26 protein-coding genes are annotated in these 21870 nt (G+C 43.3%); 16 read left to right on the forward strand and 10 right to left on the reverse strand.

The window, feature by feature from the left end:
• Window positions 1–27: 27 nt before the first annotated feature.
• The 3 genes from tkt to H7F26_RS16510 all read left to right on the forward strand — a co-directional run bounded on the left by tkt (window position 28) and on the right by H7F26_RS16510 (window position 2926).
• Entirely contained in the window at window positions 28–2031 is a 2004-nt protein-coding gene (gene tkt / locus H7F26_RS16500; RefSeq protein WP_009328229.1) for a transketolase, read from the forward strand.
• 154 nt (window positions 2032–2185) lie between these two features.
• Entirely contained in the window at window positions 2186–2623 is a 438-nt protein-coding gene (gene sirA, locus H7F26_RS16505) for a sporulation inhibitor of replication protein SirA (RefSeq protein ID WP_003182234.1), read from the forward strand.
• Between the two features lie 84 nt (window positions 2624–2707).
• A complete protein-coding gene (locus tag H7F26_RS16510; RefSeq protein WP_003182236.1) occupies window positions 2708–2926 on the forward strand; it encodes a YneF family protein in 219 nt (72 codons plus the stop codon).
• A gap of 80 nt (window positions 2927–3006) precedes the next feature.
• Here the strand turns inward: H7F26_RS16510 and H7F26_RS16515 are convergent, their stop codons facing one another.
• Window positions 3007–3168 (reverse strand): aspartyl-phosphate phosphatase Spo0E family protein, encoded by a 162-nt coding sequence (locus H7F26_RS16515; protein WP_229107189.1) that lies wholly within the window; start codon window positions 3166–3168, stop codon window positions 3007–3009.
• 242 nt (window positions 3169–3410) lie between these two features.
• Between H7F26_RS16515 and H7F26_RS16520 the strand changes: the two genes are divergently transcribed.
• The 3 genes from H7F26_RS16520 (at window position 3411) to H7F26_RS16530 (ending at window position 5139) form a co-directional block, all read left to right on the forward strand.
• Entirely contained in the window at window positions 3411–4118 is a 708-nt protein-coding gene (locus H7F26_RS16520) for a cytochrome c biogenesis protein CcdA (protein WP_003182240.1), read from the forward strand.
• Window positions 4119–4199: 81 nt separating this feature from the next.
• Entirely contained in the window at window positions 4200–4571 is a 372-nt protein-coding gene (locus H7F26_RS16525) for a response regulator (RefSeq protein WP_017474791.1), read from the forward strand.
• A 73-nt stretch (window positions 4572–4644) separates the two neighbouring features.
• Entirely contained in the window at window positions 4645–5139 is a 495-nt protein-coding gene (locus H7F26_RS16530) for a CcdC family protein (RefSeq protein ID WP_085959522.1), read from the forward strand.
• Window positions 5140–5174: 35 nt separating this feature from the next.
• Here H7F26_RS16530 and H7F26_RS16535 read toward each other — a convergent pair whose 3' ends face one another.
• The 4 genes from H7F26_RS16535 to sspO all read right to left on the reverse strand — a co-directional run bounded on the left by H7F26_RS16535 (window position 5175) and on the right by sspO (window position 6685).
• Complete coding sequence (locus H7F26_RS16535; RefSeq protein ID WP_003182245.1) at window positions 5175–5603, reverse strand: DUF2621 domain-containing protein; 429 nt, start codon at window positions 5601–5603, stop codon at window positions 5175–5177.
• A 204-nt stretch (window positions 5604–5807) separates the two neighbouring features.
• Window positions 5808–6215: an Hsp20/alpha crystallin family protein gene (locus H7F26_RS16540; RefSeq protein WP_017474790.1), complete on the reverse strand. Its 408-nt coding sequence runs from the start codon at window positions 6213–6215 to the stop codon at window positions 5808–5810.
• Window positions 6216–6350: 135 nt separating this feature from the next.
• Window positions 6351–6497 carry a small acid-soluble spore protein P gene (locus H7F26_RS16545; RefSeq protein WP_003182250.1) on the reverse strand — a complete coding sequence of 49 codons (147 nt, stop codon included), beginning with the start codon at window positions 6495–6497 and terminating at the stop codon, window positions 6351–6353.
• A gap of 41 nt (window positions 6498–6538) precedes the next feature.
• Window positions 6539–6685 carry a small acid-soluble spore protein O gene (gene sspO / locus H7F26_RS16550; RefSeq protein WP_003182252.1) on the reverse strand — a complete coding sequence of 49 codons (147 nt, stop codon included), beginning with the start codon at window positions 6683–6685 and terminating at the stop codon, window positions 6539–6541.
• A 234-nt stretch (window positions 6686–6919) separates the two neighbouring features.
• Here sspO and acnA point away from each other — a divergent pair, with 234 nt between their 5' ends.
• The 7 genes from acnA (at window position 6920) to H7F26_RS16585 (ending at window position 11720) form a co-directional block, all read left to right on the forward strand.
• Window positions 6920–9646, forward strand: a complete 2727-nt coding sequence (acnA, locus tag H7F26_RS16555) for an aconitate hydratase AcnA (RefSeq protein ID WP_003182254.1) — start codon at window positions 6920–6922, stop codon at window positions 9644–9646.
• 71 nt (window positions 9647–9717) lie between these two features.
• Window positions 9718–10224 carry a peroxiredoxin family protein gene (locus H7F26_RS16560; protein WP_003182256.1) on the forward strand — a complete coding sequence of 169 codons (507 nt, stop codon included), beginning with the start codon at window positions 9718–9720 and terminating at the stop codon, window positions 10222–10224.
• Between the two features lie 71 nt (window positions 10225–10295).
• Window positions 10296–10421 carry an FbpB family small basic protein gene (locus H7F26_RS16565; RefSeq protein ID WP_003182259.1) on the forward strand — a complete coding sequence of 42 codons (126 nt, stop codon included), beginning with the start codon at window positions 10296–10298 and terminating at the stop codon, window positions 10419–10421.
• Window positions 10422–10489: 68 nt separating this feature from the next.
• Complete coding sequence (locus H7F26_RS16570; protein WP_003182261.1) at window positions 10490–10633, forward strand: acid-soluble spore protein N; 144 nt, start codon at window positions 10490–10492, stop codon at window positions 10631–10633.
• A gap of 25 nt (window positions 10634–10658) precedes the next feature.
• Window positions 10659–10895 carry a small acid-soluble spore protein Tlp gene (tlp, locus tag H7F26_RS16575; RefSeq protein WP_003182262.1) on the forward strand — a complete coding sequence of 79 codons (237 nt, stop codon included), beginning with the start codon at window positions 10659–10661 and terminating at the stop codon, window positions 10893–10895.
• A gap of 106 nt (window positions 10896–11001) precedes the next feature.
• Complete coding sequence (locus H7F26_RS16580) at window positions 11002–11418, forward strand: YbgC/FadM family acyl-CoA thioesterase (RefSeq protein WP_003182265.1); 417 nt, start codon at window positions 11002–11004, stop codon at window positions 11416–11418.
• Entirely contained in the window at window positions 11418–11720 is a 303-nt protein-coding gene (locus H7F26_RS16585; RefSeq protein ID WP_003182267.1) for a hypothetical protein, read from the forward strand. The genes H7F26_RS16580 and H7F26_RS16585 overlap by 1 nt, the downstream gene beginning before the upstream one ends.
• Window positions 11721–11951: 231 nt before the next feature.
• On the opposite strand, the gene H7F26_RS16590 is transcribed toward H7F26_RS16585, so the two are convergent.
• From H7F26_RS16590 to plsY, 4 genes are all read right to left on the reverse strand, one after another.
• On the reverse strand, window positions 11952–12311 hold the full coding sequence (locus H7F26_RS16590) for a YxeA family protein (RefSeq protein WP_016885438.1): 360 nt from the start codon (window positions 12309–12311) through the stop codon (window positions 11952–11954).
• A 347-nt stretch (window positions 12312–12658) separates the two neighbouring features.
• On the reverse strand, window positions 12659–13690 hold the full coding sequence (locus H7F26_RS16595) for a YdcF family protein (RefSeq protein WP_016885436.1): 1032 nt from the start codon (window positions 13688–13690) through the stop codon (window positions 12659–12661).
• A 323-nt stretch (window positions 13691–14013) separates the two neighbouring features.
• The gene (locus H7F26_RS16600; RefSeq protein WP_003182275.1) at window positions 14014–14301 is read right to left on the reverse strand and encodes a HesB/YadR/YfhF family protein; all 288 of its coding nucleotides are present in this window, start codon (window positions 14299–14301) and stop codon (window positions 14014–14016) included.
• A 102-nt stretch (window positions 14302–14403) separates the two neighbouring features.
• The gene (gene plsY, locus H7F26_RS16605) at window positions 14404–14997 is read right to left on the reverse strand and encodes a glycerol-3-phosphate 1-O-acyltransferase PlsY (protein ID WP_003182278.1); all 594 of its coding nucleotides are present in this window, start codon (window positions 14995–14997) and stop codon (window positions 14404–14406) included.
• A gap of 178 nt (window positions 14998–15175) precedes the next feature.
• On the opposite strand from plsY, the gene H7F26_RS16610 reads away from it, so the two are divergent.
• The 3 genes from H7F26_RS16610 (at window position 15176) to parC (ending at window position 20308) form a co-directional block, all read left to right on the forward strand.
• Window positions 15176–15589, forward strand: coding sequence for a CoA-binding protein (locus H7F26_RS16610; RefSeq protein WP_003182280.1), 414 nt, complete (start codon window positions 15176–15178; stop codon window positions 15587–15589).
• 323 nt (window positions 15590–15912) lie between these two features.
• Window positions 15913–17880, forward strand: coding sequence for a DNA topoisomerase IV subunit B (gene parE, locus H7F26_RS16615; protein ID WP_003182282.1), 1968 nt, complete (start codon window positions 15913–15915; stop codon window positions 17878–17880).
• 4 nt (window positions 17881–17884) lie between these two features.
• Window positions 17885–20308 carry a DNA topoisomerase IV subunit A gene (gene parC, locus H7F26_RS16620; protein ID WP_003182284.1) on the forward strand — a complete coding sequence of 808 codons (2424 nt, stop codon included), beginning with the start codon at window positions 17885–17887 and terminating at the stop codon, window positions 20306–20308.
• A gap of 301 nt (window positions 20309–20609) precedes the next feature.
• On the opposite strand, the gene H7F26_RS16625 is transcribed toward parC, so the two are convergent.
• Window positions 20610–21701: a GntR family transcriptional regulator gene (locus tag H7F26_RS16625; protein ID WP_009328197.1), complete on the reverse strand. Its 1092-nt coding sequence runs from the start codon at window positions 21699–21701 to the stop codon at window positions 20610–20612.
• Window positions 21702–21870: the final 169 nt, after the last annotated feature.

Raw genomic sequence — 21870 nt, forward strand, 5'->3', positions numbered from 1 at the left:
TAGAGTCCATACAGGAAGGGGATCATAATGAAAACGATTGAATTAAAATCTGTCGCAACAATACGAACACTCTCCATAGACGCGATTGAAAAAGCTAAATCCGGTCACCCCGGCATGCCGATGGGGACTGCTCCGATGGCTTATGCGCTTTGGACAAAAATGATGAATGTCAGCCCTGAAAATCCGAATTGGTTTAACAGGGACCGTTTTGTGCTTTCCGCCGGACACGGATCAATGCTTTTGTACAGCATGCTTCACTTAAGCGGATATGACGTTTCAATTGAAGACCTCAAAAATTTCCGCCAATGGGGAAGCAAAACTCCTGGGCATCCGGAATTCGGACATACTCCGGGTGTAGATGCGACTACAGGTCCGCTTGGCCAAGGAATCGGAATGGCTGTCGGAATGGCGCTTGCTGAACGTCACCTTGCTGAAACTTACAACCGTGACGACTATCGCGTCGTTGACCATTATACATACAGCATTTGCGGTGACGGAGACTTGATGGAGGGAATTTCATCCGAAGCGGCTTCGCTTGCGGGACATTTGAACCTCGGCCGTCTCATCGTGCTTTATGATTCAAATGACATTTCGCTTGACGGCGAACTAAACCGCTCATTCTCTGAAAATGTAAAGCAGCGCTTTGAAGCGATGAATTGGGAAGTGCTTTATGTTGAAGACGGCAACAACATTGCCGAAATTACGGCGGCCATCGAGAAAGCGAAACAAAATGAAAAGCAGCCGACATTAATTGAAGTGAAAACAACGATCGGTTTCGGTTCTCCAAACCGTGCGGGCACATCCGGCGTCCACGGCGCTCCGCTCGGATCAGAAGAGGCGAAATTAACGAAGGAAGCGTATGAGTGGACATACGAAGAAGATTTTTATGTTCCTTCCGAAGTGTACGAGCACTTTAACGAAACAGTGAAGGAAGCGGGTAAGAAAAAAGAGGCGGAATGGAACGAACTGTTCTCCGCATACAAGAAAGCCCACCCGGAACTTGCCGAAGAGCTTGAACTGGCGATCAAAGGCGAGCTTCCTGAAGGATGGGATCAGAAAGTACCTGTATATGAAAAAGGAAGCAGCCTTGCTTCACGTGCATCCTCAGGTGAAGTGTTAAACGGAATCGCTCAACAAGTGCCGTTTTTCTTTGGCGGATCCGCGGACTTGGCCGGTTCCAACAAAACGACAATCAAAAACGGCGGAGATGTTTCAGCGAAGGATTACGCCGGCAGAAATATCTGGTTCGGTGTAAGGGAATTTGCGATGGGAGCAGCTTTGAACGGAATGGCTCTTCACGGAGGCCTCCGCGTATTCGGCGGAACGTTCTTCGTTTTCTCCGATTACTTGAGACCAGCGATTCGTCTTGCTGCATTGATGGGGCTTCCTGTCACCTATGTATTTACACATGACAGCATTGCCGTCGGTGAAGACGGACCGACTCATGAGCCGATTGAACAGCTGGCATCACTTCGTGCGCTGCCGAACTTGTCCGTCATCAGACCTGCCGACGGAAATGAAACAGCAGCTGCCTGGAAGCTCGCGCTTCAATCAAAAGACCAGCCGACTGCGCTTGTGTTGACACGCCAAAACTTGCCGACAATCGATCAGTCTGCTGAAACGGCTTATGAAGGCGTTAAAAAGGGTGCATATGTCGTTTCAAAAAGCCAAAACGAAAAACCGGAAGCGATCTTGCTTGCGAGCGGATCTGAAGTTGGCCTTGCGCTTGATGCACAAAGCGAGCTGCAAAAAGAAGGCATTGACGTATCCGTTGTCAGCGTTCCGTCATGGGATCGATTTGACAAGCAGCCGGCTGAATATAAAAACGCTGTTCTTCCAACTGATGTGACAAAGCGTCTCGCAATTGAAATGGGATCGCCGCTCGGATGGGAGAGATATACAGGCACTGACGGGGACATTCTCGGAATCGACCAGTTCGGTGCATCAGCTCCTGGCGAAACGATCATGAAAGAATACGGTTTTACGCCTGCGAATGTAGTTGACCGGGTGAAAAAACTGTTAAATCGCTAATCGGGCATATGAAAGAGAATGATCTGCGGATCATTCTCTTTTTTTCGTTTCGACAAAATTAGTCGCTTCTTTTATCATCATCAGACAATTATTTCTAACCCCCTTTTGTATAATAGAAAACATATATCTTTCGAAACAGGGGGATGAGACAGGGATGGAACGCCATTATTATACGTATTTGATAGAAGAGGAATTTGCCAGCCATTATTTTGGAAGAGAGTCTGTCATGTTCAAACTGTTTTACGATTATCATTGGACGAGCCCCGATCAAAAGTCTCAATTAGCCGCGAAACAGATCGAGTTTATTACAAAACCGATTCCCGCTGCTCATATACACAAAAGAATGAAAATGAACCTCTGCCGGGAAGACTATACACAGGTTGACTATGTATACAGATTGATTGTTCCAAAAGGAAGCGCTTCTTTTATTATCAAAGACCGTCATATTGAGATATTGGCAAAGGGTCCATTCGATGCCGAAACGGTTTTCTTTGAGGTATTGCGAAAAGTCAGTCCGTGTTTTCTTGCGATGGATTTTAATATGAAACGTTATGGCTGGCTGAACCCTGTGAAAGAAAGAAATTTTGTATAAAAAAAAGAATTTGGACTGTAAATGTTGTATAATAGCGTTTGGTTTAGTACACTTTATACGAGACAACATGAAGGAGGAAATTAAATGGATTTGTGGGTTGTCATCCTAGTGGGCGTTTTAGCATTGCTCGCAGGTGTTGCACTCGGATTTTTTATTGCTCGTAAATATATGATGAACTATTTGAAAAAAAATCCGCCAATTAATGAACAAATGCTGCGCATGATGATGATGCAGATGGGTATGAAACCATCCCAGAAGAAAATTAATCAAATGATGAAAGCCATGGAAAATCAAACGAAATAATGCGAATGCGATTATGACATAGAAGGAACATGGTTATAAAATAAAAAACCCGCTTCCGGGTTTTTTATTTTGATCTATGATTATTGTGTATTTCCGAGAGATAGTTTTTGGTATTCCAAGAGAAGGCTATCCAGCTGCTGGCTGTGCTGAATGGTGATATGTGAAGTCATGCCGTTTGTCATGACGATTTTTAGCAGCTCTTTTCTTTTTTCCTCAATTTCATGAAGCAGATTTTCTTTCATCACAGGAATTTATCCTTTCTTCTGTAAAAATCATCTTTTTGTTGCCTACTAAATGCTATTATATCCATATATAGGTTTCTTTTCAATTCTGAAGGTGATAAGGGTAAATTGTCAAAATTGATTATATAAAGAAATTCGTGCAATCAACATCCTTTTTTGTGATATGTTAGGAAATTGAAATGTAATTGTCATATCAAATGATTTTCTTTCATGGTATTCCAAAAAATAGAAGGGAGAAAGAGATGGCTGATATCAATTATATTCTCGCTTTCGGTGCAGGGTTTCTATCGTTTATTTCGCCATGCTGCCTGCCGCTTTATCCCGCTTTTTTATCATATATTACCGGTGTCAGCATGAGTGAAATCCATTCTGACAAACTTATGTTTCAAAAAAGGAGCTTGGTACATACGGTCTTTTTCCTGATCGGCTTTTCGATGATCTTTGTGGCACTCGGCTACAGCACGTCGCTTGTCGGGTCGTTTTTTAAGGATTATCATCAGCTCATCAGGCAGCTTGGTGCGGTTTTTATCATCTTTTTCGGATTTGTCACTTTGGGGGTTTTTAAGCCTGAATTTTTAATGAAAGAAAGGCGCCTCCAATTTAAAAACAGGCCTGGAGGTCTGCTCGGTTCCATCGGAATCGGAATGGCATTTGCCGCCGGCTGGACGCCCTGCACCGGCCCGATTCTTGCAGCGGTTATTGCACTCGCCGGAACGAACCCGATGTCGGCCGTGCCTTATATGGTGCTTTATGCACTCGGATTCAGCTTGCCGTTTCTGCTTCTGTCTTTTTTCATTACAAAGATGAAATGGCTTCGGAAGCATCAGCTCATCATCATGAAGATCGGCGGAGTTGCAATGATTGTAGTCGGCATCCTGCTGTTCTTTGACTGGATGACGAAAATCATTATCGTATTGTCAGGCCTGTTCGGCGATTTCAGAGGCTTTTAAACTTTGCTAAGGACCGCCTTGGTTTTTTGTTACAATAGGACTTATTCACAGCAAAACTGAATAATGATGTTGGAGGGGAGTATGACAAGGGTTTTAATTGTTGATGATGCAAAATTTATGAGAGATAAAATTAGAGAAATACTTGAAACAGAAGACTTGCAAGTCGCGGGTGAAGCCGAGAACGGGGAAGAAGCTGTTTTGCTTTATCAAGAGCTGCAGCCGGACTTGGTTATCATGGATATTACGATGCCTGTGAAAAACGGGATAGAAGCTTTAAAGGATATGATCCAGCTGAACCCGAAAGTGAAAGTGATCATGTGTACGGCCATGCGGCAAAAGTGGATCGTCGTTGAGGTGATCGAAGCCGGAGCCAAGGACTTCATCGTCAAGCCTTTCGAGGAAACGAAAGTCGTCGAAGCGATTCGGCATGTGCTCGGAAATGCTTGCAGATGATAAACGTGAACATGGTTTTTTTCTTCGTTTTAGAGTATAGTAACAAGTAGAGAAATTAGCTTTAGAAAAAGGGATGATATGTATGATGATCGTCGTTTCATCTATACTTGCTATCGTGATGGCCGTCATTGTCATGGCTGTCAGAATCAAGTCATCTGAAAAACCGGCTACGGCCAAAAAAATTATACTGCCTCCGATTTTTATGAGCACCGGTGCTCTCATGTTTTTATTTCCGGTGTTCCACGTAACCGGTGCTGAATTTTTGGAAGCTCTCACCGTGGGCATGATCTTTTCTATTTTCTTAATTAAAACCTCAAAATTTGAAATCCGCGATGATAAAATCTATATTAAACGGTCCAAATCGTTTGTGTTTATTTTAATTGCGCTGCTCGTCATCCGGATCGTGATGAAGAGCATATTAAGCACAACGATCGATTACGGCGCACTGAGCGGAATGTTTTGGATTCTGGCTTTCGGGATGATCGTTCCTTGGCGGATTGCCATGTATTTATCGTTTAGAAAGCTTTCAAGCCAGATTGAAGCGTCAAATCACATACAGGTCAATTAAAACAAAACCTTTCCTGAAAGAAGGAAAGGTTTTGTTTATTTAAAAAGCTCTTGATATGTAGAGTGATCAATGTTCTTTTCTTTTAAACGTTTCACGAGGAACTTATGGTCTCTTTTCGGTGTGGCCATAATATAGCCTCTGATGATTAAATCCCGGTCGATGGCGCCTGCTTTTTCTTTCAATGCAAGCTCCCCGATCTTACCGGCGATTTTTGCTTTTGCTACATCGCGAAACAGCTCGGGTACGGGTGAAACCAATTCCTCAAGCAGTTCTTTTTCTTCGTCATTCCACAAATGCCTTGTCTGTTCAATATAATAATCCTGCCAGTCCAGCTCAGATTTCCCATCTTCTTTAGGCAGCCTTTTTAAAAATTTGCGAAACATGAAAAAACCGCCGATTGACAAGAGGACGATCATGATGACGATCCAAGCGAGCATCAGCCATAAAAACCATCCTTCCAGCATCTCTCATCACTCCTTTGTCTATAACCTATTTTACATGAAGGCGTTTTAGAAGAACATAGAAAAAATAATATAAAATGGGACACCGGCCTGGTCAAAAGAGATGCTAGAACATAATCTATTGTATAGCGATTCCCTAATCGGCCATAGAGAATTGCTAGAGGATATTTGACGAACGAACGGAAAAAAACCCGGATGGCAAGTGTTTTAAGCGCTGTCCGGGTTCTGCTTGTTGTGCAGCTTTGATATAAAAGGAATATTGATTGAAAGCGAAATGTCATCTTTGCTTGATTCTTTATTGATTTTAACTGCAAGAATGTTGTTTTCGCATTCCGCTTCGATCTGTTTGTCATTCAAAAAGAAAGGAAGCATCAGCGATTTCTCGTAAAGCTGCTCATCGGTTTTAACTGCAAGCTTGAAATCGTAGCCTGAAAACGTCAAGTCAAGATGCCGGACATTCAAGTGGCTTAAATCTGCTTCAATTATATATTCAGTGCTCGTTTCATAAAGGTCAATCGGTAAAGTTTCATCATAGAGGAGAAAAGGGTCGTCAACAAACTGTTTCATCCATTCTTTATCAAAATCTGCGGAATCGAAACGTTTTGTATTTGTCATTGGAGCATTCCTCCATACCTAGCCTTACCATTAGATTATGCACACCTTTGAATTCATGTGAAGGAGGGTGGACAACGCCTCAGGGTGACGCGCGGTAAGGAAAAAAACCGCGCCGTGAAAGGCGCGGAAAAAATGTTACATATCGTGACTGGAATTGTGTTTTTGTCTTGTATGGTTCCGGTTTTTTACTTTTTTGCTTCCGCTCAAAGGCTCTGGCTGCCCCGGCTGAGCTCCTTTCGGTGCGTTTTTGCGCATATCTTTGCCGTCGTTTTTATTTGTCAATGTTTTAACCTCCTAAGATATTCATGAAGGATCTTTCGTATTTATTGATTGGTTTTCCGTTTTTTGTTGTTTTGGCGTTCCGCCTCAGTGAGTATGTGCTGATCATTTTCAATATATCCCGCGCCGTTTCCTTGGCGTTTCGCATTGTTCATTCCATTTATTACATGATTTGCTTTTCGTTTGGCCAATTTCAATCACCTCAGACTGTAGTATAGCCTTAGCGGGTGTATTGTATAAAAAAATGTATTTCCAGTAAAATAAACTTTTTTCCGTATATAAGTCATTCTTATTGAATTTAATAAAAACATTGATATTTACTTATGTTTAAAATTGTTTTAAGATTAAATTGTGAGAAAATTGTGGTGAAATATGCCGATTTTTCTGGCGTATGATCTTGATCTTTAAAGGGGGATTTTGGAGAAATGGCGAATCAGCAACAAATCGCAAAAAAAGACGCTTTTCAATCAAGAAAAACGTTTACAGTACAAGGCAAAACGTACAGCTATTATTCTTTAAAAGCATTAGAGGATCAAGGAATCGGAAACGTATCAAAACTTCCTTATTCCATTAAAGTTTTGCTCGAATCCGTTCTTCGTCAAGTAGACGGGAGAGTCATTACTGAGGAACACGTTGAAAACTTGGCAAAATGGGGCACTGCCGAATTAAAAGATATTGACGTTCCTTTCAAACCATCCCGCGTTATTTTGCAGGACTTTACCGGCGTTCCAGCCGTTGTAGACCTTGCTTCATTAAGAAAAGCGATGGCTTCAGTCGGCGGAGATCCGGATAAAATCAATCCTGAAATACCGGTAGACCTTGTCATCGACCACTCCGTACAAGTTGACAAAGCGGGTACGGAAGATGCATTGACCGTTAATATGGACCTTGAATTCCAACGAAATGCAGAGCGTTACAAATTTTTAAGCTGGGCTAAGAAAGCGTTTAATAACTATCAAGCTGTTCCCCCTGCTACAGGTATTGTTCACCAGGTGAACCTTGAGTATTTGGCAAACGTTGTCCATGCAGTGGAAGAAGACGGCGAGATTGTCACTTATCCTGACACGCTTGTCGGTACTGACTCCCATACAACGATGATCAACGGAATCGGCGTTCTCGGCTGGGGCGTCGGCGGAATTGAAGCTGAAGCAGGCATGCTCGGCCAGCCTTCATATTTCCCTGTACCTGAAGTAATCGGTGCGAAGCTTGTCGGAAAGCTGCCGAACGGTACGACAGCGACGGACCTTGCGCTTAAAGTGACACAGGTGCTGCGTGAAAAAGGCGTAGTCGGAAAGTTCGTCGAATTCTTCGGTCCGGGTGTTGCGGAACTACCGCTTGCAGACCGTGCGACAATCGCAAATATGGCTCCTGAATACGGCGCGACTTGCGGTTTCTTCCCTGTTGATGAGGAAGCATTGGAATACATGCGTTTAACAGGCCGTGATGAAGAACATATCAATGTGGTGAAAGAATATTGCCGTCAAAACGGACTGTTCTACACGCCTGATCAGGAAGATCCTGTATTTACCGATATCGTTGAAATCGACTTGTCAAAAGTTGAAGCGAACCTTTCAGGTCCGAAGCGTCCTCAGGATCTCATTCCGCTGACTGACATGAAAGAAACGTTCCACAAGCATTTGGCAAGCCCTGCGGGCAACCAGGGATTCGGTTTAAACGCGAGCGAGGCTGACAAAGAAATCAAATTTAAGCTTGAAAACGGCGAAGAAGCCGTCATGAAAACGGGTGCGATCGCAATTGCGGCGATTACCAGCTGTACAAATACATCAAACCCTTATGTCTTAATCGGTGCGGGCCTCGTCGCCAAAAAAGCGGTTGAACTGGGATTGAAAGTACCGAACTATGTGAAAACATCTCTCGCTCCGGGTTCAAAAGTCGTAACAGGCTACTTGGTTAATTCAGGCCTGCTGCCGTATATGCGCGAGCTTGGATTTAACATCGTCGGCTACGGCTGTACGACATGTATCGGGAACTCCGGACCGCTTGCGCCTGAAATCGAAAAAGCGGTTGCCGAAAACGACCTGCTGATTACGTCTGTCCTTTCCGGTAACCGTAACTTTGAAGGCCGGATTCATCCGCTTGTCAAAGGAAACTACTTGGCGTCTCCGCCTCTAGTCGTGGCCTATGCATTGGCAGGTACGGTAGATATCGACCTGAAAAACGAACCGATCGGCGTCGGCAAAGACGGTCAAAATGTGTACTTCAACGATATTTGGCCGACGATGGACGAAATCAATTCCGTCGTGAAGCAAACCGTTACTCCTGAGCTGTTCAGAAAAGAATACGAGCGCGTGTTTGATGACAATGAACGCTGGAATGCGATTGAAACAACGGATGAAGCCCTGTATAAATGGGATGAAGAGTCCACTTACATTCAGAACCCGCCATTCTTTGAAAACATGTCAGTTGAGCCAGGTACAGTTGAACCGCTTAAAGGCTTGCGCATTGTCGGCAAATTCGGAGACTCTGTCACGACAGACCATATCTCTCCTGCGGGAGCGATCGGCAAAGACACGCCGGCAGGAAAATATTTGCAGGAAAAAGGCGTTTCTCCTAGAGACTTCAACTCATATGGTTCAAGACGCGGAAACCATGAAGTCATGATGAGGGGAACATTCGCCAACATCAGAATCAAAAACCAGATCGCTCCGGGCACTGAAGGCGGTTATACAACGTATTGGCCGACCGGAGAAGTGATGTCCATTTATGATGCCTGCATGAAGTATAAAGAAGACGGCACAGGTCTGGTCGTCATTGCCGGAAAAGACTACGGAATGGGTTCTTCCCGCGACTGGGCGGCAAAAGGAACAAATCTGCTCGGCATCAAAACCGTCATTGCAGAAAGCTTTGAAAGAATTCACAGAAGCAACCTTGTGCTGATGGGCGTTCTTCCGCTGCAATTTAAAGAGGGAGAAAACGCTGAAACGCTCGGTTTGACCGGGAAAGAAACAATTGAAGTAGACGTGAGTGAGTCGGTGCGCCCGCGCGATCTCGTCCAAGTCAAAGCGATTGCCGAAGACGGCACGGTCAAGTCGTTTGAAGCTGTTGTCCGCTTTGACAGCGAAGTGGAAATCGATTATTACCGTCACGGCGGAATCCTGCAAATGGTGCTCCGCAATAAAATGAAACAGTAATTGAATGAGGAAGAGAGAGCCTTTAGCTTTCTCTTCTTTTTTCAGCGTAATCCTGAATGTGGAGGATGCCGATGATGAAAAAAGTGCTGGCTGCCGCGTTTCTTTTAGTCTTGGCCGGTCTTGCGGTTTGGAATTTTACAGGGCAAAAGGAAGCCGAAATCGGCATTGAGAAAGGAGACAAGGCGCCTGATTTTACGCTGCCGTCATTAAAGAATGGAAACGATGTATCTTTGTCAGACTTTAAAGGGAAAAAAGTGCTGTTAAATTTTTGGGCCACCTGGTGTAGACCGTGTGAAACCGAAATGCCTGCAATGGAAGAGCTTCAAAATGAAAATCAGGACATTGCCGTTTTAGCCGTCAACTTTACATCTTCCGAGAAAAACGAAAAGACGGTCAAAGCGTTTGCCGAAAGGCACGGTTTACATTTCCCCATCGTCTTAGACCGAACGGGCATCAATGCGAAATACGAGATTTTTTCATATCCGACGACATTTATCATTGATGAAAACGGAATCATTAAAGATATCGTGCTGGGGACGATGTCGAAAAAGAATATGGAAGAAAAGCTGGGATTATAAAAAATCCCGGCTTTTTTGCTTATATTGCCCAAAAAATGGTGAAAATGAAAACAAGCTGGAGGTGATTCAACATGAAAAAAGCGAAAAGGCGAACATTTGAAGAACTTGTCTCGGAAAATAAAAAGGAGCTCATGACCAACCAGGAGTTTCTTGATCGGCTGGAAGATAAGCTTGAAGAGAAATTTAAGCTGAAGTGAGTTTTTAAAAATCGATTCATGTTTACGCTCCTTTTTGAGAATCCTAATGCTGAAAAGGAGGGATAGACATGCCGAGAGAACACGACAAACAGTCTAAATTTGCCCCGAGCCATCTTGGGACAAAACCGGTAGAATATAAGCGCAACAAAGGAAAAAAGATGCATGATAAATCAGGAGAAACACCGATCATTATGCAGACAAAAGGCGAGTAAAGATGAAAAGGAGGCAGAGACCCGAATGACACATCAAAAACATCATCCGGATGACAGATCAGACAACGTAGAAAAGCTTCAAGACATGGTGCAGAACACAATCGAAAACATTGAGGAGTCTGAAGAGCAGCTGTCTTTTGCCAGCGAGGCGGAACAGGAACAGATCCGCGAAAAAAATGAACGCCGAAATGAAAGCATTGAGGCGATGCGCAATGAAATCCATGACGAGGCGGAAGCCCGCAAAAACGGATATCATCAATAAACCAGGGCGACCTGGTTTTTTTGCATGAAGCCGTCCGTCGTGTTTTTGCCCATTGTATATGCTAGAATTGGATTAAATACATTTGTGAAAAGGGAGTAGAGGGAATTTGTACGTCTCAAAAAAAGAAATAGAAGTCCGCTATGCCGAAACAGACCAAATGGGTGTCGTCTATCACGCCAATTATTTGATTTGGATGGAGGTAGGCCGGACGGCTTTAATTAAAGAACTCGGCTTTTCTTATGCCGAAATGGAGAAAGACGGCATCCTGTCGCCTGTCGTGGATATCAATGTCCGCTACGTCAAACCTCTTCGCTACGGTGAAACAGCGACGGTACATACGTGGATTGAAGATTACAACGGCTTTAAAACGGTATATGGGTATGAAATTTTTAATTCCGCCGGAGAAACCGCTGTGAAGGGAACATCGTCCCATATTTGCGTTGACGGGGACAGCTTCAAACCGGTTCAGTTCCGCAAGCTTTATCCAAAGTGGCATGAAGCATACGAAGAGGCCAAAAAGTAATGGCGTTCGGTATTAAAAGAAACGAGCTGAACGAATGGAAGCGCGCCGTTTTAAACGGCGAAGTTGCGTTTCTTACGCATTACTGGCTCGATGACAGGTATCCGGATGTCAAAACGGTGACAAAAGCAGGATGCGCGAACATTGAGAAGCTTGCAGAGTGGGGCAAACAGTACGGACTGAAAAAAGAGTGGATTGATAAAAGAAGCGAATTTCCCCACTTTGATTTATTGGGAGAGAAGCAGATCATGATTTTAAAACAAGAAAAGCTCTCAAGCCATATCAAGCGTTTCAGGCTTGAATAATACGGTGTTTTAAAGAAACTCGGACACTCTTGAAACAAGCAAGCATTGTTCTTGCTTGTTTCATTTTGATGAGCAAAAACGTATCTTTAGTTTCAGTTATATTGTCATCATCTGTTTCAATCACAAAGTTCACCTTTACTTCAGTGTTTTTCATGCCTTGATAAGCCATTTTATTTTTCGTAAAAAAGTCCCTAAAACAAGAAGTTTTAGGGGGAAAGAGTGAGCGGCTGATTAATTTTGATTGTCTAATTTATGCAGGATGTCCTTATCTATTTGCTTCTCGCCCGCTTTTTCTTTGCTGGATATGATTTCCCTTCTATCTTCCCAATGAATAATATAGTACTGACCTTTCTGCATTTTTTCTTGAGAAGAGAGCTTTAGGTTTTTGGATTTCCCATCTTTATCATAACCCGTAACATCATAGTTATAATTTATATATGTGTATCCATCACTTGCTTTTTCTTTCACGACTTTTGGATCTGTTGTAATTTTGACGTAATAATCTTCCGTTGAATAATATCCGGAATATAAAAAGTAGCCCCCGACCAAAATTATCAGTCCTGCCGTTAAAATTCCTAAAAACCATTTCATCATTTATCACCTCGGAACCCATCATATATAAAACCTCCCAACGAAACCATTGATTTATCTTACATATTCCTTTCACATTTGTAAGCAATAAAAGTCCAAGCGCATCAAAAAAACAGCTGCTTGGAGCAGGGAAGTTGCCCATTGCTCAGGAAGCATTAGAATCATCAACATGACGGTGTAATGTTTTCAAAGCAAAAGGACATCTTTCCGGCGAAGATGTCCTTTGAAAATATCCATCATTATCTATTGGGACTTCCATCAATATATCTCTGCATCCTTGTTGGGGATGACTGCAATAGAAAGTGTGCCATCCGGACAAACCAAAATCTCAAGACGCTTTTTGAAGTTTAATCAATGAAAAAATTAAGTGCAGTCAAAATTATAGAAAAACCTAAAATAGTGCCTACGACAATGCTATGCCGTTTACGATTCATTACAACAACAGCGATATATTCACGGATCATGGCGTTCGGCCAATAATAAAAAGCGGTTTTTGAACCGATCCCCTGGCTCTTTAAGCCTGCTCGTTTTGCATATAGGCTGGCGCGGAACAGGTGGAAATTGTTTGTTGTGAAGATGCTGTTGTATTTGCCGTCTGATAATGAGTCCATCAGTTGTTTGGAGAAAAGCATATTTTGATATGTATTTACAGAACGGTCTTCTTTGAAAGTGTGCTCTTCAGGTATCCCTTTTTTTAAAGCATATCTCTGCATGGCTTCTGCTTCAGAAAGGTTTTCATCAGGTCCTTGCCCGCCGGAAAAAATAATTTTCGGCGGAGGAGCAACAGCTGCTTGTTTCCGATAAAAATCGACAGCCTTATCTATCCTGCTTGCTAAAAGCGGGGGTACAGTATCGTTAATTAATCCGCTTCCGAGAACGATGATGTAATCCTGATTAAGTTTCGGTCTGTTAAATTGATATAGAAAATAGGCTGTTAAGAAATTTGTTAAATGAAAGAAGAAATAGACCGCAATAAGCGATGATCCCGCAAACAACGGCTGAACATTTGGCGATAAAAAACGAGCGGGGTCAATCACTGACAATAGAAAAAATATGATAATGCCTAGCCCGGAAATTAAAGTCAAACAATTAGACAATCGTCGTCCTTCTCTTTTGATAAGAATTCTCGCATTCAGAAATAACCCGATCATTAAAGCAAATAGACCGAACGTTAGGATAAAGAAAAAGATCAGCAGCGGTACAATGACGAAAAGTCTGAAAAAGCCAATTCCGACAACGTATGCCAGATAGTAGGAAAGAACAAGAAATGAACAAAAAAATAGATTGAATAAAAAACCGTTGATGATCCTTCTTCGGTCCGTTAAATAAAAGATCAGAAAAACAGCCAGTAAAATAAAAGTTGTCACACCGTAAACCATGACCAAACACCTCGATGTAAATGACTTTGTATAATATTAGAGTGTGTAAAAATCTTTATTGAATGGGGAAATCCTTGCCGCTTTATTTTAAACGAACTGTATTTTAGATATACAGGATCTGTACCCGCTCAGTTATTCGTGTTTGCTGCCCCGTATATAATGTCCTTTAGGAGCTTTACGCAGCTCGCGGTGTACATTTGCCGAACACTCAGGCAAGCCACCCTAGATTTTGAAGGCTTTTTTTCGGCACTTCAATGACGAAGAAAAATAAAAAAACTTGCAGAAAAACGGGGGATTCTCTGCAAGCCGTAAAAAATGATATTTTACTGATATTCAAAAACAGGTTCTTCCGCAGATTCGTTATAGGTGACAAGCAGATCATGGCCGTCGAAATACCATACATCGCTTTCTTCAACGAAAAACGTAATGCCGTCTTTTTCCGCACTTACACCGATTTGCTGCGGCTCATCTTTTGAGACCCCAAGGGAGAAGCCTTTTTGAACATTGCTGCATCCTCCGTAGCGGACAAAGAAGCGAACCTGATCACCTTCTTTTAAATCAAGCTCGTTCTTATACCATTTAAGCGCCTCTTCATTAATTTTCAAATTCACGGGCAAGCACTCCTTCATCATTTGTTTCAAAGCATGCTGAATCTATTTATAGTATATAACGTTTTTGTCCGATCATGAAAATATAATGTTCTTCGGATAGGCTCATCTTTTGCCGGACATCCACTTGATTTTGGGCTCGGTTTTATCGATGATGCGTTTAATGTTCGTCCTGTGTCTGTATACGACAAACGCCGTAAGAAAGGCGACGACTGCCACCAATAAAAGGTCTTTCGTAAACAGACTGTAAACCGTTGTATACAAGCCGGTTAAAATGGAAGAAAGCGATACATATTTTGTGATATACAAAAACAGAAAGAACACCGCAACCATTGTGAGAAACAGAAGAGGCTGATAGCAAAGCAATACGCCTCCGGAAGTAGCGACAGCTTTTCCGCCTTTAAATTTTGCGAACACAGGGAACATATGCCCGATGACTGCGGCTACGCCGGCCAGCAAAGGGTGTACGCCGATGTGCAGGATGGCGGGCAGAAAGGCGGCGAGCGTCCCTTTCAAAATGTCCGCAGCCACAACGATAGAGCCGGCTTTTACGCCGAGTGTCCGAAATGCGTTGGTGGCGCCAAGATTCCCGCTGCCGTGTTCCCTGATGTCGATTCCTTTGGCGGCCTTTCCGACAATCAAGCCGGACGGAATGCTGCCGAGTAGATAGGCTAAAATAAATAATAAAGCTATTAACATTTCATTTCTCCTTTTTAGATGATCCCTTCTCTTTATTTTAACATGAGAGGCGCCTTCCATGACGGCTTTTCTTTAGAAGTACCGTATATATCATACAAGATAATGCGCGCTAATCATATGAAAATTTTGATTATCTCCTTTGTTTTCGTGTAAACTGAACTTAAAAGGAGTGATCGGTGTGGAAAATCCTTCTAAACAGGAAATCAAAACCATTCTTGAAAACAGCAGACGAATTGCGGTAGTCGGCTTGTCCGACAACCCTGAAAGAACATCGTACATGGTATCAAAAGCGATGCAGGACGCGGGATATGACATCATCCCTGTCAATCCGACCATTGATGAGGCGCTGGGCGTCAAGGCTGTGGCATCCTTAAAAGACATTGAAGGACACGTTGATATCGTCAATGTGTTCAGAAGATCCGAGCATCTGCCTGATGTCGCAAAGGAATTCCTGGAGATAGACGCAGATGTGTTTTGGGCGCAGCAGGGGCTTGTCAATGAAGAAGCTTATCAGCTTCTGAGCGAAAAAGGCTATACGGTGATTATGGATTTGTGCATAAAAGTGGCACACTCGTTAACAAAATCGGCATAAAAAAGACAAAAAATCCTTGTTTTTTCAAGGGTTTTTGTCTTTTTTATGCGAGAATATGTTTGCGAATTGCTGTGAAAAACGGCTACAATAAGTCTTGGACAGTTTTTTTAAGAATGATTTTCCAATTGCGATGTGGAAAGCCTTGTGCTGCGGGTGATGAATCGTGTAAAATGACGGCTGTGCAAAAAGCGGCTTTCATTTTAACATGTTTCCGACAATGCTTGAAGAAATTGGAAAATAATCGGATAATACTTTGCTTTATATGACAGAGTGTGTATTATTCTTTATAAGCAATGTTTGATTTTTGAAAGGGGTTTATGCATTTGGTTAAAAAACAGCAAGTTGACTATAATGATGATTCCATACAGGTGCTCGAAGGCCTTGAAGCGGTCAGAAAACGCCCCGGTATGTACATCGGTTCGACAGACAGCCGGGGACTGCACCATCTCGTATATGAAATCGTCGATAATTCCGTCGATGAAGTCCTTGCGGGCCATGGGGATCATATTATAGTAAAAATACATAAAGATAACAGCATATCGGTGCAAGACAGAGGCCGGGGAATGCCAACAGGAATGCATAAGCTCGGCAAGCCGACTCCAGAAATTATTTTGACAGTGCTGCATGCCGGAGGAAAGTTCGGCCAAGGCGGCTATAAAACGAGCGGGGGGCTGCACGGCGTCGGTGCATCCGTTGTAAACGCCCTGTCCGAGTGGCTGACAGTCACGATTGAGCGGGACGGAAATGTTTACAGGCAGCGTTTTGAAAACGGCGGCAAACCGGTGACATCCCTTGATAAAATCGGAACGACCAAAAAGACCGGCACCCTGATTCATTTCAAGCCTGATCCTGCGATGTTCAGCACGACGACGTTTAACTTTGAAACGCTTTCAGAGCGTCTGAGAGAATCAGCCTTTTTGTTAAAAGGACTAAAAATAGAATTGATCGATGAACGCGATCAAACAAAAGAAACGTTTTTATACGAAAACGGAATCGAAGCTTTTGTCGCTTATTTAAATGAGGAGAAAGACGCGCTTTCTGAAGTGGTCTCATTTGAAGGAGAGCACAACGGCATCGAGGTTGACTTCGCGTTTCAGTTTAATGACGGCTATTCCGAAAACATCCTGTCGTTCGTCAATAATGTCAGAACGAAAGATGGAGGAACCCATGAGTCCGGTGCCAAAACGGCGATGACGAGAGCATTCAACGAGTATGCGAGAAAGGTGGCCCTTTTAAAAGAAAAGGACAAAAACCTTGAAGGAACGGATATCAGGGAAGGCCTGTCAGCCATCGTTTCCGTCCGGATTCCCGAAGAGCTTCTTCAATTTGAAGGACAGACAAAAGGAAAGCTCGGCACAAGTGAAGCACGGTCAGCCGTTGATGCAATCGTCTCTGAGCAGCTCGCCTATTTTCTTGAAGAAAACAGGGAAACGGCAACATTGCTTGTCAAAAAAGCGATTAAAGCCTCCCAGGCGAGAGAGGCTGCGAGAAAAGCAAGAGAAGAGGCAAGAAGCGGAAAGAAAAGAAAGAAATCCGAAGCGACGCTCTCCGGGAAGCTGACGCCTGCACAATCAAGGAATCCATCCAAGAACGAATTGTATCTCGTGGAGGGTGATTCTGCGGGAGGATCAGCAAAGCAGGGACGAGACCGGAAATTCCAGGCTGTCCTGCCGCTCCGCGGAAAAGTTATCAATACGGAAAAAGCGAAGCTGGCCGATATTTTTAAAAATGAAGAGATCAATACGATCATTCACGCGATCGGCGGAGGGGTCGGCGCCGATTTTGACATTGAGGACATCAATTACGACAAAGTCATTATCATGACAGATGCGGATACAGACGGCGCGCATATCCAAGTGCTGCTCCTGACTTTTTTCTACCGCTATATGAAGCCGCTGATCGAGCACGGAAAAGTGTTTATCGCACTGCCGCCGCTCTATAAAGTGAGCAAAGGGTCGGGCAAAAAAGAAATCATTGAATATGCCTGGTCTGATGAGGAAATGGACGACGTCCTCAAAAAAGTCGGAAAAGGATATACGATCCAGCGCTATAAAGGTCTCGGCGAAATGAACGCTGACCAGCTTTGGGAAACGACAATGAACCCCGAGTCAAGAACACTTGTCAGGGTTAAAATCGATGACGCGGCCCGGGTGGAACGGCGCGTAACGACATTGATGGGCGACAAAGTTGAGCCGAGGAGAAAATGGATTGAGAAAAACGTCGCTTTCGGACTTGATGAAGAAAGCAACATTTTGGAAAACGAGAATTTATCGGTCGCTGAGGAGGTTTAAATAAATGGCACAGCCAGAGATTTATCATGATTTACCATTGGAAGACGTGATCGGCGACCGTTTCGGCCGATACAGCAAATATATTATTCAGGACCGGGCGCTCCCTGATGCGCGCGACGGCCTGAAGCCTGTTCAAAGAAGAATCTTATACGCCATGCATGCGGAAGGGAACACATACGATAAGAATTTCCGCAAGGCCGCAAAAACGGTCGGTAATGTAATCGGAAACTATCATCCTCACGGAGACAGCTCGGTCTACGAAGCGATGGTGCGGATGAGCCAGGACTGGAAGGTTCGCAACGTGCTGATTGAAATGCACGGAAACAACGGAAGCATCGACGGTGATCCGCCGGCTGCGATGCGTTATACAGAAGCAAGGCTCGCGGCGATCGCGTCAGAGCTATTGCGGGATATTGACAAAAAAACGGTCGAGTTTGTACCAAACTTTGATGATACGAGCAAAGAGCCTGTCGTCCTTCCGGCAATGTTCCCGAACCTGCTTGTCAACGGATCGACAGGGATTTCCGCCGGGTATGCGACTGACATTCCGCCGCATCATCTCGGGGAAGTGATCGATGCCGTGATTAAGCGGATCGACTCGCCGAACTGCAGCGTGGATGACCTCATGGAGTTCGTAAAAGGTCCGGACTTTCCGACCGGAGGAATCATCCAGGGGAAAGAAGGCATAAAAAAAGCCTATGAAACCGGAAAAGGAAAAATCATCATCAGGGGCAAAGCCGAGATCGAAACAATCAGAGGCGGCCGCCAGCAAATTGTCATTACTGAAATTCCGTTTGAAGTCAACAAAGCGAATTTAGTGAAAAAAATGGACGAATTCAGGATTGAACGGAAGGTCGAAGGGATTTCAGAAGTCCGTGACGAGACCGACCGGACAGGCCTCAGAATCGTGATTGAGCTGAAAAAAGAAGCGGATGCACAAGGCATTTTAAATTTCTTATACAAAAACACGGATTTGCAGATTCCTTACAACTTTAACATGGTCGCCATCCATAACAGAAGACCGATGCTGATGAATCTCACATCGATTTTGGACGCTTATATCGGCCACCAAAAAGAAGTCATCACCAACCGTTCTCAGTATGAGCTGAAAAAAGCGAAGGAAAGGCATCATATCGTAGAAGGCTTAATGAAGGCACTGTCCATTTTGGATGAGGTCATTGCGACGATCCGCTCCTCCAATGACAAGCGCGATGCCAAAAACAATCTGATCGAAAAGTTCGCATTTACTGAGCCGCAGGCTGAAGCGATCGTTTCCTTGCAGCTGTACAGGCTGACAAACACAGATATTACGGCTCTCCAGGAAGAAGCAAAAGAACTGGACCAGAAGATCAAAGAGCTGGAAGAGATCCTTTCCAATGATAAGAAACTTTTGAAAGTGATCAAAGACAGCTTGAAAAAGGTGAAAAAAACCTATGCCAGTCAAAGGCGCTCTGTCATCGAAGAAAAAATCGAAGAAATTAAAATCAACCTTGAAGTGATGGTGGCGTCGGAAGACGTTTATGTGACCGTAACGAAAGACGGTTATATTAAACGAACGAGCCAGCGGTCTTTCGCCGCATCAAACGGCCAGGACTTCGGCATGAAAGATACCGACCGTCTGCTCTGTCAGCTGGAAATGAATACGACAGACGTTCTGCTCTTGTTCACAAATAAAGGGAGCTATGTCTATTGTCCAGTTCACCAGCTCCCTGATATCAGATGGAAAGATTTAGGTCAGCATATAACGAATATCATATCGATTGACAGCGATGAGTCCATCGTCAAGGCGATTCCTGTCAGAGAGTTTACCGAATCTGAATACCTGCTGTTCTTTACGAAAAACGGAATGGCGAAAAGAACTCAGCTGATGCAGTATAAAGCACAGCGCTATTCAAAAGCACTGGTTGCCCTTAATTTAAAAGGCGACGATGAAGTGGTCGATGTTCATGTAACGGACGGAACGAAAGATTTGTTTATTGCGACACATTCCGGCTACGGTCTGTGGTTCACAGAAGATGAAGTCAGCGTCGTCGGCGCAAGGGCGGCCGGTGTCAAGGGCGTCAATTTGAAAGACGGCGACTTTGTCGCCAGCGGACAGGTTTTAGAGGAAAAAGACGTGCTTGTGCTCGTGACCCAGCGCGGATCTATTAAGCGGATGAACCGCAGCGAATTTGAAAAAACGTCAAGGGCGAAACGAGGGGTTCTCATGCTGAGGGAACTGAAGAAAAAACCTCACCGCATTGCCGGCCTGCTCGCATGTTCATATCATGATCAAATCACGCTTCAAACCGAAAAAGGCATCACAGAGGAGATGCTTGTCAAAGAAATCAAGCTTCATGACCGGTACAGCAACGGTTCTTTCATCATCGACGAAGATGAAGCAGGGGAAGTAACGGATGTATGGATCAGCAAACATGAGCTGGAGTGAAATCGAACAGCACGCCGTTGATCATTCAATATCTAGGGGCGTCACCACATGTCTATCAAGCCGTTTCAATGCTCAGAAAAAGAGCATGCCGGATAAACCTTAAACAGCACGATGTTACTTTCTTGTGACACAATTATACAGCATCTAATATATCAGAGACTGATTTTTTCTCTTCGGTGAGATTTTCGCCCGTTTTTCTGATTCAACATTTCTTTGCTTAATTGATACCAGAGTAAAACAACCCAGTCCGTGTTCGCGCCTTTAGTGAACATGGACTGGGTTTTTCTTGATCACGCTATGATTATTGTATTTCTAACTCTTTTACGGTTTCTCCTTCAACTAACACAGGTTGATAGTAGGTTTCGTTTGGTAAATCCTTCTTTCCTTGTAATTTTTTAATGACCCAATCAGCTGCATCGTGTCCCATTTGTTCTTGAGGATGGGTCAATGTTGTTAGTTTGATATTCGCATTTTTGGCGATATACGAATTGTCCTGACCAATAATTGACAATTTGTCCGGGATAGAAATATTAAGTTGTCTGCATACATTTGCTACTTCCAGCCCTACTTCGTCGTTGTAGCAGACGATTGCAGTCAACACGTCTCTTTTTTCATTTAGAAACTTCTTCAGGTCTGTGTATAGGTCCAGCTTCGTCTCTGTATTGTACGAAAGCACATGCTCCGGGTAAAATCGTAATTTGGCTTCACCAAGCGCTTTTATATACCCCTTCATTCGATACTTTCCTTGTAAATCATCCATTTTTGAAATGAGACCAATTTGTGTATGTCCTTTTGATATTAATTCTTTTGTTGCGAGATAGCTTGACTGCACGTCATCGAGACAAAGAAAAGGAACATCTAATTCTTCATAATAAGCATTGATCATGATGAAAGGAATATCCTGTTCCTTAAACGATAGGTAGTAGGCAATATTGGGATTGTACAGATTGCTTTTCGTAGGTTCAACAATTAAACCATCTACGCCAAATGACAGCATCATTTCCAAAGCTTTTTTTTCTTGTTCGACATCATTATTTGTACTAGCTAATAGTAGCGAATAATTAGCCTCATTCAATCTCCCTTCAATTCCACGAATAATGGAGGGGAAAATGTAATCAGAAATGTAGGTCGTGATTACACCGATTATTTTGTTATTGGAATTCCCGCCGGCTTTTGATTGATACTGGTTACTAACATAAGTGCCAGACCCTTTTTCACTTCTTAAGAATCCTTCGTTCGATAGTTCTAAAATGGCTTTTCGAACAGTGTGGCGGCTGACTTTGTACTCTTCCTGTATGGCGGATTCAGTAGGAATTTGGTCTCCCGCTCTGTAAACTCCTGAAAGTATTTTACTTTTTATGTCATTAATGATGACCTTATACTTTGGTTTCATTTCACTCACTTCTTTCGTAGTTGTTCGCATTCTAATTTTTTTAATTGAATGATTTGTGTGGACATATTTTATCATGGCTTACAATGAATTAAAAGATTCCGCCTTATTTTCGTGAAAATTAACTAGCAATTATAAAAATTTTCTTTAGGTTTTATGTTATTCAAATACC

It is taken from the genome of Bacillus sp. PAMC28748 (assembly GCF_014250415.1).
Classification (GTDB): Bacteria; Bacillota; Bacilli; order Bacillales; family Bacillaceae; genus Bacillus; species Bacillus licheniformis.

Coding starts and splice junctions, on each gene's coding strand:
- H7F26_RS16515 (WP_229107189.1), bottom strand. CDS start 3,168: ATGAAAGAAAATCTGCTTCATGAAATTGAGGAAAAAAGAAAAGAGCTG.
- H7F26_RS16590 (WP_016885438.1), bottom strand. CDS start 12,311: ATGAAATGGTTTTTAGGAATTTTAACGGCAGGACTGATAATTTTGGTC.
- H7F26_RS16520 (WP_003182240.1), top strand. CDS start 3,411: ATGGCTGATATCAATTATATTCTCGCTTTCGGTGCAGGGTTTCTATCG.
- tkt (WP_009328229.1), top strand. CDS start 28: ATGAAAACGATTGAATTAAAATCTGTCGCAACAATACGAACACTCTCC.
- H7F26_RS16585 (WP_003182267.1), top strand. CDS start 11,418: ATGGCGTTCGGTATTAAAAGAAACGAGCTGAACGAATGGAAGCGCGCC.
- acnA (WP_003182254.1), top strand. CDS start 6,920: ATGGCGAATCAGCAACAAATCGCAAAAAAAGACGCTTTTCAATCAAGA.
- H7F26_RS16595 (WP_016885436.1), bottom strand. CDS start 13,690: ATGGTTTACGGTGTGACAACTTTTATTTTACTGGCTGTTTTTCTGATC.
- H7F26_RS16540 (WP_017474790.1), bottom strand. CDS start 6,215: ATGACAAATACAAAACGTTTCGATTCCGCAGATTTTGATAAAGAATGG.
- plsY (WP_003182278.1), bottom strand. CDS start 14,997: ATGTTAATAGCTTTATTATTTATTTTAGCCTATCTACTCGGCAGCATT.
- tlp (WP_003182262.1), top strand. CDS start 10,659: ATGACACATCAAAAACATCATCCGGATGACAGATCAGACAACGTAGAA.
- parC (WP_003182284.1), top strand. CDS start 17,885: ATGGCACAGCCAGAGATTTATCATGATTTACCATTGGAAGACGTGATC.
- sirA (WP_003182234.1), top strand. CDS start 2,186: ATGGAACGCCATTATTATACGTATTTGATAGAAGAGGAATTTGCCAGC.
- H7F26_RS16570 (WP_003182261.1), top strand. CDS start 10,490: ATGCCGAGAGAACACGACAAACAGTCTAAATTTGCCCCGAGCCATCTT.
- H7F26_RS16560 (WP_003182256.1), top strand. CDS start 9,718: ATGATGAAAAAAGTGCTGGCTGCCGCGTTTCTTTTAGTCTTGGCCGGT.
- H7F26_RS16535 (WP_003182245.1), bottom strand. CDS start 5,603: ATGCTGGAAGGATGGTTTTTATGGCTGATGCTCGCTTGGATCGTCATC.
- H7F26_RS16510 (WP_003182236.1), top strand. CDS start 2,708: ATGGATTTGTGGGTTGTCATCCTAGTGGGCGTTTTAGCATTGCTCGCA.
- H7F26_RS16625 (WP_009328197.1), bottom strand. CDS start 21,701: ATGAAACCAAAGTATAAGGTCATCATTAATGACATAAAAAGTAAAATA.
- H7F26_RS16565 (WP_003182259.1), top strand. CDS start 10,296: ATGAAAAAAGCGAAAAGGCGAACATTTGAAGAACTTGTCTCGGAAAAT.
- H7F26_RS16525 (WP_017474791.1), top strand. CDS start 4,200: ATGACAAGGGTTTTAATTGTTGATGATGCAAAATTTATGAGAGATAAA.
- H7F26_RS16530 (WP_085959522.1), top strand. CDS start 4,645: ATGATATGTATGATGATCGTCGTTTCATCTATACTTGCTATCGTGATG.